We start from the raw sequence: 14,755 nt of genomic DNA, 5'->3' as shown, positions 1-14,755 counted from the left end.
GCCCCCGTACCGTCGCACGGCCGGCCAGCGCCGCTACGGCTCCCCGCCGGGTTGTGTCGCCTGGGCAGCCGGCGGGCGCAGCGGGTGCAGCCGCGCCGGAGGGCTCCGACGTGTCCAACTGGGGCGGTGTTCGGTTCAGCCGCACGCCTATCGCGATGGCTGACGACCTGGCCAAGATTCTGTTCGACAAGGTGATCAACGAGGAAGTGAAGCTCGCGCCTCACCTCTATGCATCGATCGCAGTCGCGAAGGTGCGCGCGACCGACAAGGTCGTTATGCTGTTCGTGGACAAGGAAAAGGCCAAGCGCGAGGAAGTCGAGGCTGTCGTCAACCAGCTCGCCAAGCGCAACTTCCATTTGGTCGATGCCCATATCCAGGGCCACTTCGCGAGCTCGGGTCTCGTGATGGCGCTCTCGCAGGGCGATATCACCCAGTCGAGCCTCCAGTTCGAGCGAGACGTCTCGCGCGACCCGACGAAGAACGCGCTCATGTCGGCGTTCACCGACGTGGTGTCCTGGGCCTATGCCAACAAGGCGGACGACATCGACTTCGCCGTCGACCGGGAAGCCGCGAAGAGCCAGATCTGCTTCAAGATCGGCGGTCGCTACATCCGTCCGGAGCGTTTCCTGCTGCCGACCGACACGGTGATCGCCATGCTGGGCATTGCCTGGCAGAAGTCGGGCGGCGGAGCGTCGCCGCAGTTCGACATGAAGGTCGAGCAGCAGGCGCTGGTGAAGATCAATCTGCCGCGCAGCGCAGCGATCCCTGACGGCGCGCGAGTGCGCCTGCGCTGGAGCGGCATGGCCATCGACAAGGGCGTGGTGGTCACCACCCGGATCCAGCGCCTGGGCGAGTCAGCGGCAATCCGTTCTCTTGACGAAGCTGGCTACCTGCAGAGCCAGATGGACATCATCCGCCGGGTGATCAATTCCGAAGGCGGCATGGTGGTGCTCGCCGGCGTGGTGGGCTCGGGCAAGTCGACCTCGCTGGTGCAGATGATCAACATGCTGCCCACTGACATCAAGATCCAGTCGTTCGAGGATCCGGTGGAGCTCGAGCTCAAGAACGCGTACCAGAAGACCATCACGCGCGACCTGGCGCAGGCCGGCGACGACAAGTCCTTCCTGTCCGCGACCCGGGCGCTCTACCGCTCGGCGCTCGATGCGCTGTACCTGGGTGAGATCCGCGACCGCGAAACGGGCCTGGTGGCTCGCCAGGTGGTCGAGTCGGGCCATAGCGTCTACACGACGACCCACGCCCGCTCCAGCCTCGGCATCGCCGAGCGATTCGCGTCGCCCGCCATCGCGATCAACCGCGAAGTGCTGGCCACCCCGGGAATTCTGAAGCTCCTGGTGTACCAGGCCCTGCTGCCCACCAACTGTCCTCATTGCGCGCTGTCGCCCAACGACTACTCCCACGCATTCACGCTCAACCCCGAGCAGCTCGCCGCGCACAACCGGTATTTCGATCGCCTGGAGCGCCTCTATGGCATCAGCCGCGACGTCTACCGCATGCGCAACTCGCGCGGCTGCAAGTTCTGCATCAAGGATGAATTGCCCGAGCTGAACGGGTTCTCCGGCCGCACGGTGGTCAGTGAGATGGTCGAGCCGGACGAGCAGATGCTCGAGTACATCGGTGCTCCCGACGGCGCGCTGAAGCTCTTCAAGTACTGGCGCTCCATGGCGTCCAACCGGTTTGATGACGAGAACCTTGTGGGCAAGAACACGATGGAATGTGCGATCTACAAGGCTGTCCGTGGCACGACCGACGATGGCAAGTACGTCGGCCTGATCGACCCGCGTGAGATCGAGCCTCGTTTCATGAGCTTCGAGACCGTCGAGAACCGCCGGGACCACGAACGCGCGGTCGCTGCGCGCCGCAACACGAGTTCGGTTCCGGTCCCTGAGAGCTACGCCTTGCCTCGCGCTGCGTCAGCCGCGGTGGTTCCTATTCATGCGTCGGTCGCCAGTGGCGGGCGGGAGGGCGTCTAAATGAGCGTCAAGGTTCCGTTCGCCATCCGCCAGGCGGCCGCGAAGTTCCGCCGCCAACGTGCGGACTACTACACCTACATCGCCGACAAGCTCGACGGCGGCAAGGGCGACATCAAGCTCCTGGGAATCTTCGAGAAGGATGCCGATCGTTACGGGTCGACCGCGCGCGCCAAGCTCTCTGCCTACTGGGCGGAGGAGTATTCCACCAACGGTGCAAACCTGTCGGCGGCCTGGCGCGGCACGCTCCCGGACGACGAGGTGGCCATCATCGACGTGGCGCAGGACGCGGGCGCCGGCGCTCTGCTGGCGGCATTGCGCGACGTGGCCCGTATCGCCCGTTTGTCCGACCAGGTGCGCAACGAATCGGTGGGCACGCTGGCAGCCGCGGCGGTGGGCCTGACGATCGCACTCGTAATGCTGACCGTGTTCCCGTGGTTCTCGGCGCACAAGCTCCAGGACATCTACTCGTTCATCCCACTGGACCAGTGGGGCCCCAAGGGCACCTTCTTCAATGCCTGGGCCGCCAACGTGCAGAGCTATGGCCTGTATGGGGTGCTGCTGCTGATCTGCGTCATCGTGACGCTCCATTGGACCCTCAACAACCTGACCGGCGGCCTGCGCGACTGGCTCGACGAGCACGTGGCCTTGTACCGGGTGGTGCGAGACGTGAAGGGCGCGCTCTTCCTGGCCACGATGGCCACGCTCACGCGCAAGCGGGGCAACACAATGTTCACCCTGAGCGAATCGCTCAGCACGTTCGCCCGCTCCGTGCGCTCACCCTGGCTGCGCTGGCGCGTTGAGCAGATCGCCGAAGGCGTGGACGCCACCGGTGCCGTCGGCACTGAGGCGTTCCGCACGAACCTGCTCTCGATGGAGATGTACTACTTCCTCCAGGACATGCAGGAGGCCCGTGGCTTCTCCGAGGGCTTCGAGGAGACCGGGCGCTATGTCGAGAAGACGATGCTCGCGCGGATCCTGAAGCGCATGGCGGTCTATCGCTGGGTGATGCTGATCTCCGCGGTGTGCTGCGTGGTCGGAGTCATGGCCACCCAGTTCGGCGTCATCTACGAGATGAAGGGCGTCATGTCCGCCTACTACAGCACCAAGTGACCAGTTTCGACCACCCCCATTCCAACTTTCAAACCGAAGGACTGACAAAAATGAACCTCCGTAGCACCCGTGCCGCGTCCCTGAACAAGGCCAAGGGCTTCACCCTGGTGGAGCTGATCGTCGTGATCGCAATCGGCGCGCTGCTCGCACTGTTCGCCGTGCCCTACGCCCGCGGCGTGATCATCAACGGCAAGGTGGAGCCAACCGCGAACGACATCAACAAGACCGTCACCTCGATTCGCGGCAACTTCGCAGGCCAGGGCGTGACGCCCTACAACAACCTGGGCGTCGGTGCCGCTGCAACGGCAATCTTCGCCAACACGGCGCGTGGCCTGTCGTCCGCGCTGACAGTGAATGGCAACGGCGCCTCGGCAACCGTGCAGCACGATCTGGGCGAGACCGGCTCGCAGATCACAGTGGCCTCATCCACGATCACAACATCTGGCGATTCCTTCACGGTGAGCTTGCCCACTGTGAACAATGCCGCGTGCCCTGGTCTCGCCGCGCAGCTGTCGCGCGTTGCAGAAGTCATAACGATCAATGGCGCCGCAGCGAAGGCGGTCGGCAACACCTACAACGGCGGCATCGCGCAGAACGCCTGCACGGACGGCGACACGAACACGTTCGTCTTCACCTTCCGCTGATCGGCGCCGGCTTGCCCGGCTCCAGGTGGAGGCGGGCACCAGCAAGGCCTCTTCGGCGCGACCGGATGGCTCTCCAATTGCTCCCTACCTTCGTTCAATGACCTACCGCACTCTGCCCATTGCCATGCGCGTTCGAAGCGCTCAGCGAGGCTTCACCCTGGTCGAGCTGATCGTTGCACTCAGCATCGCGGCCATCCTCGGCATCTATGCGCAGGCGCGAATCGCCAAGGAATCGGAGGAGCAGATTGCGCGCGCCGCGGGCACGTTCATCAGGCAAGTTGCGGGCGCGGCGGAACAGCACGCGCTGAGCCACTTCGACGAGCTCGCCAATGGCACGGACGTCACGACCACAGCCGACGACCTGGCACCCACCATCGCCGAGCTGGTTGCCGAGAACCTGCTGCCGAGTGGATTCCCGAGCACAGCCGGTGCCATGCCCACCAGGCAGAGCCTACGCGTGGACGTCATCAAGACCAGCTGCCCGGGTGCGGGATGCAACATCGTCACGACCGTGTGCACGACGACCGGCGTGTCGCTCGGCGCGACAGCGATCCGCTACGACCTGGCGCAGGTCATGGTCGACCAACTGGACGGCACGGGCGGCCAGTCGTCGTACACGACACCGGCCACGATCCGAGGGCCGGCCCTGAACATGGTCAATCCCAACGGAGCTGTGGCGGGCACTGTCTGCGGAAGTGCGACGCTGAACACGGCCATGTTCCAGCAGTTCGTTCGCGTTCGCGATCCGCGAAATCCTGACCTGCAGGGAGACCTGAGCGCCCAAGGCAACCTGACCATCACCGGAACCTCGAGCCTGACCGGCAACGTGGCTGCCGGCGGCAACATGAGCGTCGCGGGCAACGGCGGATTCGGCGGCGCGGATCCTGTAGCCGTGCCAGCGGGCTTGAAGGGTGTGAACGCGCAAGACATGGTCGCAAGCGGCAACATCGTGGCCACCGACCTGGGCGCTGGATTCACCGGCGCGAACGGCAACTATGTGGCCATGACGACGAACAGCGGAGGCGAGGCTGCGGTGGTGACGTCCGGCCGCTTGGCTGGCCGGCGGCTGATTCCGACCGGTAGCTACACGAGAGGAACGGCGTGCATCGAAGCTGGCGCGCTGGGGCTCTCGGCAACGGAGGCTTCTGGCTCGCTCGTGGTGTGTTCGTCCGGCCGGTGGACCCCTCTCACCACTTCGGCGGTCGACGGAGGAGCATGCGCGCTCGAGGGGCAGGGTGCACAGGACCCGGACGGCCTTACGCTCTACTGCACGGGTGCGCGCTGGACATCCATGAAGCAGTTCCTCGAGCCGGCGTTCGACAACACGGCATGCGCTACCGCGGGCCAGGTCGGCTACTCCGCGGCCATAGCGGGGAGGAAGAAGGCGATGCTGTGTCGCGCGAACCCGCAGGGCGGCGGCGCGGTCTGGAAGCGGATGGAGGACATCACGACCAACCTGGTCTTCGTGAAGTCGGAGGAGGTCGTCGACACCCAGATTGTGGTCAAGCCGGTGTGCGCCAATCCAGGGAACCCGGCGGCTTCGGCCATCATCCAGCTGATCCCAAAGACCGAATCAACGGTCGACGGGGGATTTGCGCGCTTCGCGAGTGATTTGGGGGCCGTCTGGCAGGTGAGGCTGCTGACGGGAGCATCGGGGCCGCTGGAAGGTGCAAGCGCTATTGCGCATACGTACTGCTATTTTCCGTGACGCCCGTGTGGCTCAAACCCCCGGTAGTTTCCTAAAGTTGTGGTCATTTTCACCCTGTGTGGACCCCCAGTTTTACTAAAAAAAATGAGTTGTGGGCATCTTTGGCTAAGAAAACCGGGTTGGGTTTTTGCTCGCTCCGCCAACCGATAAGCGCCGACTGCTCAGGCTACCCAAGTCGCAGTTGCTGACTGCCGGCCGTCCCTCGTGTGCCACTCGGGACCGACAGCTAATCTTCAGCCGGCCAGGCAGCAGCAGCAGGGCTACTGAGCGAGCGGGGGGCTCGCAGAGAGGCCCGCGGCTACTCGATATGGAAGGGCAATACGAAGTAGGAGTCCAGCGAGGCTGCTTCAGCTGGGACGCCGTACAAAGGAATAGGGTTGAATTGGTTGCACGGGCCGCCGTACTGGCCCTGAGAGTAGATCGTGATGCGATGCACAGTCGAACTCGTAGGTATGTAAAGCGTGAACCGCTGATCCGCCCCCTTGACGCTGCCGATCGCCGGCATGGAGGGGAGGCCAGTTCCTGGCACTGAGCCGCCGGCAGGTATCACCCACGAACCAGCGCAGTGCGGAGCAGCCGAAAACACCGTTGATTCCGAAGGCATCAAATACGGCCCGTCTTCCACAAGCCGGAGCGATCCCAGCGCGTTGCCGAAGCGGATTACTACAAAGTCTCCCTTCGCATTTCCATACAGTCGCCCAACGAAGTGGCCCGCAGCGTCCACAACTTTTAGGGGCTGGTCGGCGTCCTTGTCCTTGGCAAGCGCTCCAGTTGATGTCAATGCGCCCGCGACTAAGCCGCACGCAATCAGCGCTGCAATCTTTTGCTTCAAGTTCTTCTCCGGTTAAAGGAGTCGAAGTATGGAACATGCAACCCCGCGCCTGCAAGCGAAAGTTCTCATGTTGGGACAGTGGGCCCATCGGGCTGCTAGCCAAGTTGTGGCGGTGGATGCCTGATCTCCACCGAGGCTATCAATGGGCACTCGCTCGGCGGCCGCAAAAAATGCACCCGCTGCCGAAAAAAATTAACGACAAAGTACCATGGCGGTTACACTCCGTGCACGTCGTAAGTCACAAACGGATTATTGTCAATGAATTGCGATGCTGTTCTGAGACACAAATAGGTAGAGAAATGGAAATTCTCAAGTTGCGCGTTGTTTCTCGATCGCTCCAGCTTCTTGCTGCGGGTGCCATTGCTTTCTCGGCCGTCCCCGCGGCGGCGCAGAGCTTCCAAGTTGCGAACTCGACTGCGGGCAGGCAAGTGACTGCTGCCCCGATCAACCAGGTCGTTGCGAACCTGAACAACGGCATCAACAACGCCCAGTGGACCGCGAGCGTCGCCAACAACACGGCAACGTACGCGGTGAGTGTGGGCGCCTCTGCCCAGGAGACGGCGAACTATGCGGTGGCTGTGGGCGCCAGTGCTCAGAACACGGCGAACTATGCCGCCAGCGCTGCGGACATTGCCTACCAACACGGCGATTGGGTGCTGGCCACTGCCAACAGCTACACGACTGCCGTGCAGCAGGATCTGAAGGGCAACGCGCGTACGGCCTGGGAATACACCCGTCAGGTCCAGCACAACGTTTGCCAGACCCAGCAGGCCGCAATGGGCGTTCCGGCGTACATGTCCGATGGCCCGTGCTGGAACCTGATTGCCGGCGGGGCGCCCTACTGATTCACGGGTCCAGCCCCATGAACCGGCAGGGCTAGGCCGAACCACCTCATCGATAGAGGCTCACGCGATGAGTCCGATCTTCATCGCGTAGTAGGTGAGCTCGCTGTTGCTGGTCATGCCCATCTTCTCCATCATACGTAGCCGGTAGGTCGACACCGTCTTTGCGCTCACACCCAGGGCTTTCGCGACTTCGAGGGTGTTGCTACCTTGGGCAAGTTTCATGAAGACCTGGAACTCGCGATCCGAGAGCATCTCATGCGGTGCCTTCACCTCCTGCTTGCCGCTGGCATCGTTGAGCTGCTCAGCCAGCGCCGCCGTGAGATGGGTGCGCCCCGCAGCAAGCGCCCGACTCGCCTCCAGGAACTGCGCTCGGCGAGCGTCAGTCTGAATGTGTCCCTTTGCGCCCAGGTGGATCGCCTTGGCGGCCAGACCTTCCGAAGGCCATCCAGTGAAAACGCCACCTGCGGGAGGGTACTCGACCCGCCCGCAGGTGGCGCTGCTGTTCAATGGGTGACTGGCGGGTGCGCTTAGCTGCCGGTCGTGAACGAGAACGTCTTGTTGAACGCGCCAGTGGCGTTGTCGGTGATCGCCGGATTCGTGCCCGTGCTGTTCCAGTTCGTGCCGTCGAAGGTCAGCGTGGTGTTTGTGCCGGCGATGCTCACCTCGTATTCCGTGTTCGGGGTCAGCGGTGCGTCGGGCATCAGGACAGCCTGGCTGGGATTCAGCATGCCATTGGCGTCGTTTGCCTTCGTCATGACAGGTCGGAGGGTCACGATCGCTCCGCTGGCCTTTTCCTTCATTGTGGCGCTCGAGATCGCGATGCCTTGGCCGGGGCGGACCACGACGATGATCGGCTGGCCGATCGGGTTGACGTTCAGATCACGACCGGGAATCGGGTTCGGGCTCTCGTTGCGAAGGGTATGCGCGGTGCCCACAGTGCCATCGCATGGATAGGTCTGCACGGCGGCGCTGTTCGGCTTCTGCGAGAAGGCGCCCTGCGCCAGGGCAAGGTTGAACTGGGAGATAGAGCGCGGGCCATGGGTGCCGGTGGTTCCGGTCGTGTCGCTGCTCATGATCGAGATGCCGATGTCGAGCTCGGAGCTCAGCAGGCTCAGCGCATGGTATGGCGCGCTCAGCAGGCTGCGAACGGATTCGATGCCGCGGCCGGTGATCAGGTTTGCCCCGGTGCCCGTCACGTCCGAGTTGTCGTCGAGAACCAATTTCGGCGAGTAACCGGCGGCCAGAGCACGGTCAAGCGCGTTGTTGCCCGTGAAGAAGGAGTCCGCAGGATTCTGGAAGTGACCGGCCATGTTGTTGCGCAGCAGGTAGTTCGCATGTCCTGCGGCAGCTACGTCGAGCTGCTGGTTCTGCTGTAGGAGACCAAAGCCGCACTTCAGGCGCTCGGCGTTGAGCCGCGTGAATGCCGCGAGCTCTTCCGAGCTGTCCGCGTAAGTGGCCGCGTTGATGCTCGTCACGAGCGTCGAGTCGCCGCTGCTCGGCAGGGTAGGGACCACGCCGGTGTTGCCGCCGTTGCCCCCAGTGTTGCCAGTATTACCGGTGCCGCCCCCCGCCGTGTCGGTCGGTGCGGCAGGCGCTGCCGGCGCGACCGGCGCTGCTGCGTCCGAGCTCGGTGCGGTGCCAGTCCCAGCAACCGGGAGTGCAAAGCTGCCACCGCCGCCACCGCCACCGCCGCCGCAGGCGACCAGGGTGAGAGCCGCCAGAGCCAGCACGATGGGAGTGAGAACCTTTTTCTGCATGATATCGTCGAAGAAATTAATGACGATTCATAGTATCCGTGCGGAGTTAATTCGCGTAAGTGCAAGTCGCAAATAAAAATTGCTCAAAGCGTCGGGTTGTTCCGCCTCGTCGCTCAAGGCTTATTTCCTTGGTACTAACTTCTCAGCCGAATCCGCAGCTTGTGTTGCCGGGGCGTCGCAGATCAGCGTCCCCGTCAGCTTTGCGAGAGGCCAGACCGCCTCAAAGATTTGCGTGCGAACGCCCTACGCACGCGGCGCGGACGCCTGCTCGGGTTCCGCATAGGGCCCGAACGGCGCGGCAGTAACCTGGTGGTGCAGACGGACGATGCCTTCCTCGCGAGGCCGCGCCAGTTCGCTGGTTTGGAAGGCGATGTTTGCGATCGTGAGCGATGCGCCTGGTCGATCCGAGATCTCGGCGAAAACTGCGCCCGTATCAATCGCGAAACAGTTCCCCAGGCGCGCGGCGCCGCCAAACTGGGGCGTGTGGCCTGCGAAGATGCGGCCGATGCCGGGTACGCCACGCGTGTCGCCGTGCTTCAGGCGCTTGCGGCCGCGCAGACATGATTCCAGCACGTCGGCATCGCCTTCCTCCAGGCCCGCGACGAAATCCTCCCAGTCCATGCCGCGGGGGACCTCGCCGTGCAGCACGCCGACGGTGCCGCGTGGACTTCGGACTTCCATCGCATAGGGGAGGGCGGCGAATCGCTTGAGCAGCTCGCCCCGCTCCTTCGCTGTGAGCTTGGCGATCCAGCCCATGCCATTGAAGTTGATGCGCGCAAGGACTTCGAGCGCCTCGTCCGGATCGTCGTTATCCATGTGGAGGTCGATCAGGTCGGCCTCGTGGTTGCCTCGGACGGCAAAGACATACGGCTGCGCGAGGAAGCGCCCGGCGCGGTGGGAGCCCTCCCCGCGGTCGACCAGGTCTCCGACGCTGAAGAGTCGATCCCGGGCGCGATCGAATCCGGCGAGCCGCATGGCATTCCAAACCTGATCGAAGGCACCATGTGTGTCTCCGATCACGAAGTCGCGCCCTATTACGTTGCAATCTTGACGGATGAAGCGCGGCGATGCAGCGGCGATCTCAGTCAGTTCGTCTCGTAGGTGGGCCAGCTGAGAGCGTGTGAAGCGCTCCATCAGTTCGCCTCCGCGATAGGGAAGGGCGAGGTGCCGGCAAGGTGCCGAAGGTCGAATTGGGGGCCGAACTCGCGGGCATGCGGAACGTCGCATCCCTTGATGCAGTGGCTTTCGATGACGCGCATTGCCTCGTTCAGCCTGTCTTCGTGGGCGCGGTTCCCCAACAGGGCGCCGCTGTCGGCTGAGCGCCGGGCCAACAATGCTTCATGGCGTGCGAGCGCGTACGTCCAGAGCGCGCGCACGAGCTCGGCGGAGGACGCGGGGGTCAGTCGGGCCTTTCGGTACTGCTTCCGGTCCGCAAAGACCATGTCAAGGGCGTACGGTCCCCATTCGGGAGGCATGCCCGTGCTGGTAGCTGTGATCGAATTAGGTACGCCGGTGTTGACGGCTGGCGTGCCGGTGTATTCTGGCTCGCTGAAGAGGTCGAGGCTGGTTGGGGTCATGGGAGGTGTTTCGTGCGGGCGAACTCGAGCGTTTTGACGACTCTCTCGTTTGTAGAAAGCCATCGTAGCGGAATAACGGGACTTCGTGGGATCGCTTCTGCGCGCTTCGCTCTGTACGCTCAAAAAGCACTGAGCCCCGGAACTGTTTCTCTGACGCAACAAGGACGGGCTTCGGGGCTTGCAGCTGTGATCTTGTGACTGGTCTGCAGGGACCACTCCTGAAAAAATTGGGAACGATGACAGTACCCGTTTCGCACACCACTAAGACCTTACGCAAGCGCTTTGGTGCCTGGCTCAAAGCCAAGCGCGAGGAAGCAGGAATGACGCAGCTCGACCTTGCCGATCTGCTCGACTATGCCTACAGCACAACGGTCTCCCAGATCGAGCGAGGCGTATCGAGCCTGCCGCCCGGCGAGCTCGAGCGTTGGTCGCTCTCCATCCGCGTGCGGCCCGCCGAGATGGCAAAGACCTACCTGTACTACACAGAGCCGTTCCTCTACGAAGCCCTACACGGCACGGACGTTTACAGGAAGGAGGGCCTTCCGAAACCCGTTCCGTCGATCACTCGCCGGAATGCTCGTGCCCAAAAAGCCGACGGCGAACTCGAGCAAGCCTGAGGCCAGGGGCGAACTGGTAGCCTCGACCCCCATGAGTGAGGCGTCCCAGTGAGATATTCAGCAAGGCCGATTGAGGAATACGGGCGGATCGTCGACGGTGAGTTCCGCGGGCCCAGCACGCTTCCAGCTCTCAAGCACGACCTGGAGGCATGGAACCTCGCCTATTTGTCGTTCAACTTCGAGGCAAAGCCAGTGTGCCCGTTTCCCGAGTTCGGTCACCTGATCGCCAAGACTCTGCGAACTGACCTATCGACGGGGGTCTCGCATCCCGCTGGTGTCCCTCTGCCGCGCCAGCTCACGGTGCGACCGTTCCTGCGCCAGCGCCCTCGCGAGTTCGTGAGCACGGTGCTGGCGCATCCGATGTTGCGCAGGCTGCCGCTTTACAAGGCGTTTGGTGAGGATTGGATCAAGGTCATCTTCGAGCGCAGCTGGATAGGCGGCGAAGTGGCCGATGACGGGCTCGAGGAGGAGGCCGGGTTGCTGGAGATGCGGAGGCTGATGCAAAGGCTCGCGGGGAAAGTCGAATAGCAGTTCCGCTCGCGGCCAGTGAGCAATTGCCCTTCCGGCCGCGCGCGTCGAAACGGGCCAGGTGGCGGGCCGGCGGCCGGGCGGGCAGTGAAAAGCTCCTTGCTGGGCCTGAGCACTCTCAGTCGTTCCGCTTGCAGATCGCCCATCAGGTCGGCTCGCATGGCGAACAGCACGTTGTCCAAGGATTCTGACGAACCGTCCTTGTTGAATTCGAGCGCCGCGCGGACGACGTCATCCAAACCGACAACCCAACTCTTGAGGGTGGGCCGACGTGGCGATGCGATCGCCGAGACGCGACCGAAGGGTAAGCGCGCGATTCCAACTCTGATCGTCCATATCAGCTCGGGGCGGTTGGCCACCGGATTGGTGGAACTGCATCATTGCACTCAGGGGCGACGTCGTCCAGCCGAGAGGTGCCGGAGGCTTCACTTCCATTGGGGGGCGCTCGGAGTTGTCCTCCTCCGCATCCTTCCCCTTGCGCACTAGCCGCTTCGATGCGGCTCGGTTTGCGCTTCGGGCGGAGCCCAGAGCGTAGCGTTGGAGACATACGTCGCGCCTTCGACAAGCGTGAACAGCTCGAACTCGCCGAACGGCTCACGGGTCCTGTAGCACCCGGCATGTGTTATGAGTGCGCCGACCACCTCGCTCGCGAGCGCATCCATGTCCAACGTCGATCTTGCGGCCTCCGCCTGGAGGGCAGCGCAGGCTTGCCCGACCGTCAGGTTCGCGCGTGGGATCGAGGTGTTGAAGGTGTTGTTGCGGCGCCGCTCGGGATGCGCCGGCGTGCAGGACTCGATCAGCACATTGATTTCGTGCATGCCAGCGTGGTCGATGACGTCGACCTGCATCAGCAGTTCGTTGGCAGCATCGAGAATGACCTGCACCATTCGGAACACCTCCTGAACGACCGGCCAATCCTCGGCTGTCGCGAGCTCGCACGTCTCGTGGTATTTGCCGAAGCGCCGGCCGGTCGCCGCCGACAGGATGTGCCCCATCTCAAATTTGGCGTCGTTGCTCTGGGAGTTCCAGAGGCTCGTCGTGCTGGTCGCGGAGCGAATGGCTTCCGGACGGGTGAAGTGGAGCGAGTAGGGCATCGGGCCTCCTGCGGCCGGCGAATGGCCGGGGCGCCATGGAATCACGATCGATCTCGATCGTCAACATCCCAGCTGGTGAGGCTGGTGGCTCCTTCGAGAGGGCCTCGACCGGCAGCTGATGGCCGGCAACCACCTGCGCCTTCATGACGTGGATCCCTCCGGGGAGCGGGCGTTCAGTCGTGTGGCCGTTTCGCCAACTCTTCGTCCTCGGCCAGGCGTGCCAAAAATAAATCCTTTTGTTGCCTTTTTTTTGGGCACCTCAATGGAGGCCAAGCCAGGCATAGCTCCGAGAGGTTGCTCAGGGCTTTATCCACAAGGCTTTGCACAGACCAAGGGGAAAAGGGGGGCTTGACAGCTCAGCCGCGTGGGCGTTCTCGCAACTCTTCGTCTTGGTCGATTTCGGCTTCGACGGGGTCTGTTCCGCGCACCTTGATCCGCGTCACCTGCGCCAGCACGGCCGCGTCTTCGGTCATGTCGGGCCGCGCCATCTTGAAGACCGGCTGCTCGAATTTGCCGTCGCTGTATCGATAGAGGTATCGCACTTCGACCAGGCTGCCGACGGCGGGCAGGGCCTCATTGGGCGGGATCGTGACGTTGCCCATGTCGATCACGGTGCCGTCGTCGTCGCGCAGGCCGACCGCGACCGAGCGCTGGGCATTTTGGCGCAGCACGAGGCAGGTCGCTGTCTCGGTGAACTTGAATTTCAGGCTGTGTTCGCTGCGGCCGGCTTCGAAGTGGGCGTCGAGCCGCTTGAAGACGAACCCCTCCCCATTCGATGCCAGGATCTCGGCTGCGCGGCGGCGCTTGTCTTCCGTGGCGATGCTGAGCTCGAGCACTTCCATCCATAGCACCGAGCTGGCGATTTGTTCGAGGTCATGAAAGCGGCTCAGGAACGGGCGGCCCCGATAGTCCTGACCCCTGAGCTCCAGGAGGTCGAACGCCATGAAGCGATCGCCGACATGCTCGCCCGCGATGACGGTTCGGCCGCCCGCGTTCGGGATTGTCCAGTGCTGAGGGATGTCGACGAAGAGGCCGCGTCGGTTCGTGCCTCGGACTTTGGTGCCTTCCACGATGAGGATGCGGTTCTCGCCATCGGCCTTCTGCTGCAGACCCCAGCGCGTGTCGCTGAAGAGCAGCTCGGCCTGGTCGTCTGTGACCGCCGTGGGCAGCTGCGGCAGCTCGCCGCTCTTTCTGCCGGCCAGTTCGCTCGACGTGTAGAGCGTGCCAGACTGGTCCGTGGTGTAGCCGTCTCGGGTCTTCTCCTTCACGAGTTTGTCGTATGCCTTCTTGGCGACTGCGTAGTCGACGGGGACAGCGGTCTTCGTCCCGGTTCGCAGCGACCCGCCGCGCGGACCGTTGCCATAGTCGACGACCCATCCAGCATCCCTCTGGCGAAGGTGCGCCTGGTAGACCTTGTCGGATCCGTTGCCGGTGAAAAAGAGGAAGCTCGATTCGGGGACTTGTTCGAGGGTGGACATGATTCGTTGGCGGTTCAGGTCGGTTCAGGGAAAAGGATGGCCGCCAGCGCGATCACGACGGTCTCGCCGCCGAGCATGCGCGTGCCGAGGTTCTCGCGGCCGGGCTCGTCCAGCTGCATGAGGCCCCAGTTGACGAAGCGCGCGCCGGCGTTCGTCAGGCCGAGATAGTTCGGGAAGACCTCGTAGGGACGCGGCTGGTAGCCGGGCTTGTGCTCAGGGTGCAGCTTGTTGCGCTCGGCGATCCAGGCCTTGCAGTCCCGCTCAGGGTTCCTGGAGTTGCTGCGGTTGAACTCCTTCGCGCAATTGGTTTCCTCGTGGTCCATCACGCGCCAGACAATTTCTGCTGGCTCTCCCATGGCCTCGCCGATGCGCCGTCGCGCGTGCTCATCGATCAGGGTCTGTCTCGGATCCATTGCTCTACTACCTTCACAAATTCGTCGCTGGAACGGACGACCGCGGTGAGCCAGCCGGCAGCAGCTGCGTCGTCCAAAAAGTCTTCTTGCTCGTCGCTCACGGTCCCGCAATGCGACTTAAGGAGATGCTGATCAATGAACGACGCCGTCGGATCTGTGGG

16 protein-coding genes are annotated in these 14,755 nt (G+C 63.3%); 7 read left to right on the top strand and 9 right to left on the bottom strand.

Annotated elements, in window-relative coordinates:
• Positions 1 to 155 precede the first annotated feature (155 nt).
• From APY03_RS37885 to APY03_RS37870, 4 genes are all read left to right on the top strand, one after another.
• A complete protein-coding gene (locus APY03_RS37885) occupies positions 156 to 1,991 on the top strand; it encodes an ATPase, T2SS/T4P/T4SS family (protein WP_068685693.1) in 1,836 nt (611 codons plus the stop codon).
• Positions 1,992 to 3,101: a hypothetical protein gene (locus APY03_RS37880; protein WP_068685691.1), complete on the top strand. Its 1,110-nt coding sequence runs from the start codon at positions 1,992 to 1,994 to the stop codon at positions 3,099 to 3,101.
• A 50-nt stretch (positions 3,102 to 3,151) separates the two neighbouring features.
• Positions 3,152 to 3,745: a type 4 pilus major pilin gene (locus tag APY03_RS37875; RefSeq protein ID WP_068685689.1), complete on the top strand. Its 594-nt coding sequence runs from the start codon at positions 3,152 to 3,154 to the stop codon at positions 3,743 to 3,745.
• Between the two features lie 97 nt (positions 3,746 to 3,842).
• The gene (locus APY03_RS37870) at positions 3,843 to 5,453 is read left to right on the top strand and encodes a type II secretion system protein (protein WP_068685686.1); all 1,611 of its coding nucleotides are present in this window, start codon (positions 3,843 to 3,845) and stop codon (positions 5,451 to 5,453) included.
• 298 nt (positions 5,454 to 5,751) lie between these two features.
• Here the strand turns inward: APY03_RS37870 and APY03_RS42175 are convergent, their stop codons facing one another.
• A complete protein-coding gene (locus APY03_RS42175) occupies positions 5,752 to 6,285 on the bottom strand; it encodes a hypothetical protein (protein WP_146039596.1) in 534 nt (177 codons plus the stop codon).
• Between the two features lie 299 nt (positions 6,286 to 6,584).
• Here APY03_RS42175 and APY03_RS37860 point away from each other — a divergent pair, with 299 nt between their 5' ends.
• Complete coding sequence (locus APY03_RS37860; RefSeq protein WP_068685682.1) at positions 6,585 to 7,130, top strand: hypothetical protein; 546 nt, start codon at positions 6,585 to 6,587, stop codon at positions 7,128 to 7,130.
• Between the two features lie 60 nt (positions 7,131 to 7,190).
• Here the strand turns inward: APY03_RS37860 and APY03_RS37855 are convergent, their stop codons facing one another.
• The 4 genes from APY03_RS37855 to APY03_RS37835 all read right to left on the bottom strand — a co-directional run bounded on the left by APY03_RS37855 (position 7,191) and on the right by APY03_RS37835 (position 10,464).
• The gene (locus tag APY03_RS37855) at positions 7,191 to 7,637 is read right to left on the bottom strand and encodes a LuxR C-terminal-related transcriptional regulator (RefSeq protein ID WP_068685680.1); all 447 of its coding nucleotides are present in this window, start codon (positions 7,635 to 7,637) and stop codon (positions 7,191 to 7,193) included.
• A 20-nt stretch (positions 7,638 to 7,657) separates the two neighbouring features.
• The gene (locus APY03_RS37850; protein WP_146039598.1) at positions 7,658 to 8,860 is read right to left on the bottom strand and encodes a CAP domain-containing protein; all 1,203 of its coding nucleotides are present in this window, start codon (positions 8,858 to 8,860) and stop codon (positions 7,658 to 7,660) included.
• A gap of 270 nt (positions 8,861 to 9,130) precedes the next feature.
• Positions 9,131 to 10,021 (bottom strand): metallophosphoesterase, encoded by an 891-nt coding sequence (locus APY03_RS41030; RefSeq protein WP_162487253.1) that lies wholly within the window; start codon positions 10,019 to 10,021, stop codon positions 9,131 to 9,133.
• Positions 10,021 to 10,464, bottom strand: a complete 444-nt coding sequence (locus tag APY03_RS37835) for a hypothetical protein (RefSeq protein WP_068685676.1) — start codon at positions 10,462 to 10,464, stop codon at positions 10,021 to 10,023. The genes APY03_RS41030 and APY03_RS37835 overlap by 1 nt, the downstream gene beginning before the upstream one ends.
• 236 nt (positions 10,465 to 10,700) lie before the next feature.
• On the opposite strand from APY03_RS37835, the gene APY03_RS37830 reads away from it, so the two are divergent.
• Together APY03_RS37830 and APY03_RS37825 are read left to right on the top strand one after the other, a co-directional pair.
• Positions 10,701 to 11,081: a helix-turn-helix domain-containing protein gene (locus APY03_RS37830; protein WP_083944883.1), complete on the top strand. Its 381-nt coding sequence runs from the start codon at positions 10,701 to 10,703 to the stop codon at positions 11,079 to 11,081.
• Between the two features lie 165 nt (positions 11,082 to 11,246).
• Positions 11,247 to 11,609, top strand: a complete 363-nt coding sequence (locus APY03_RS37825; protein ID WP_146039599.1) for a hypothetical protein — start codon at positions 11,247 to 11,249, stop codon at positions 11,607 to 11,609.
• A 482-nt stretch (positions 11,610 to 12,091) separates the two neighbouring features.
• Here the strand turns inward: APY03_RS37825 and APY03_RS37820 are convergent, their stop codons facing one another.
• From APY03_RS37820 to APY03_RS45155, 4 genes are all read right to left on the bottom strand, one after another.
• Complete coding sequence (locus APY03_RS37820; protein WP_068685663.1) at positions 12,092 to 12,703, bottom strand: hypothetical protein; 612 nt, start codon at positions 12,701 to 12,703, stop codon at positions 12,092 to 12,094.
• Between the two features lie 356 nt (positions 12,704 to 13,059).
• Positions 13,060 to 14,181 carry a hypothetical protein gene (locus APY03_RS37815; protein WP_068685660.1) on the bottom strand — a complete coding sequence of 374 codons (1,122 nt, stop codon included), beginning with the start codon at positions 14,179 to 14,181 and terminating at the stop codon, positions 13,060 to 13,062.
• 14 nt (positions 14,182 to 14,195) lie between these two features.
• Positions 14,196 to 14,594, bottom strand: coding sequence for a hypothetical protein (locus APY03_RS37810; protein WP_068685658.1), 399 nt, complete (start codon positions 14,592 to 14,594; stop codon positions 14,196 to 14,198).
• Positions 14,573 to 14,755, bottom strand: a 183-nt coding sequence (locus tag APY03_RS45155; protein WP_443082870.1) for a hypothetical protein, incomplete at its 5' end; no start/stop codon positions are given. The genes APY03_RS45155 and APY03_RS37810, both read right to left, overlap by 22 nt.

The sequence above is a fragment of the Variovorax sp. WDL1 genome (assembly GCF_001541225.1).
GTDB lineage: Bacteria > Pseudomonadota > Gammaproteobacteria > Burkholderiales > Burkholderiaceae_C > Variovorax.
Note: the sequence above shows the minus strand (reverse complement) of the source record. Positions and strands in the feature narration are given on the sequence as shown.

Coding starts and splice junctions, on each gene's coding strand:
- APY03_RS37885 (WP_068685693.1), top strand. CDS start 156: ATGGCTGACGACCTGGCCAAGATTCTGTTCGACAAGGTGATCAACGAG.
- APY03_RS37815 (WP_068685660.1), bottom strand. CDS start 14,181: ATGTCCACCCTCGAACAAGTCCCCGAATCGAGCTTCCTCTTTTTCACC.
- APY03_RS37875 (WP_068685689.1), top strand. CDS start 3,152: ATGAACCTCCGTAGCACCCGTGCCGCGTCCCTGAACAAGGCCAAGGGC.
- APY03_RS37820 (WP_068685663.1), bottom strand. CDS start 12,703: ATGCCCTACTCGCTCCACTTCACCCGTCCGGAAGCCATTCGCTCCGCG.
- APY03_RS37860 (WP_068685682.1), top strand. CDS start 6,585: ATGGAAATTCTCAAGTTGCGCGTTGTTTCTCGATCGCTCCAGCTTCTT.
- APY03_RS41030 (WP_162487253.1), bottom strand. CDS start 10,021: ATGGAGCGCTTCACACGCTCTCAGCTGGCCCACCTACGAGACGAACTG.
- APY03_RS37835 (WP_068685676.1), bottom strand. CDS start 10,464: ATGACCCCAACCAGCCTCGACCTCTTCAGCGAGCCAGAATACACCGGC.
- APY03_RS37880 (WP_068685691.1), top strand. CDS start 1,992: ATGAGCGTCAAGGTTCCGTTCGCCATCCGCCAGGCGGCCGCGAAGTTC.
- APY03_RS37810 (WP_068685658.1), bottom strand. CDS start 14,594: ATGGATCCGAGACAGACCCTGATCGATGAGCACGCGCGACGGCGCATC.
- APY03_RS37830 (WP_083944883.1), top strand. CDS start 10,701: ATGACAGTACCCGTTTCGCACACCACTAAGACCTTACGCAAGCGCTTT.
- APY03_RS37870 (WP_068685686.1), top strand. CDS start 3,843: ATGACCTACCGCACTCTGCCCATTGCCATGCGCGTTCGAAGCGCTCAG.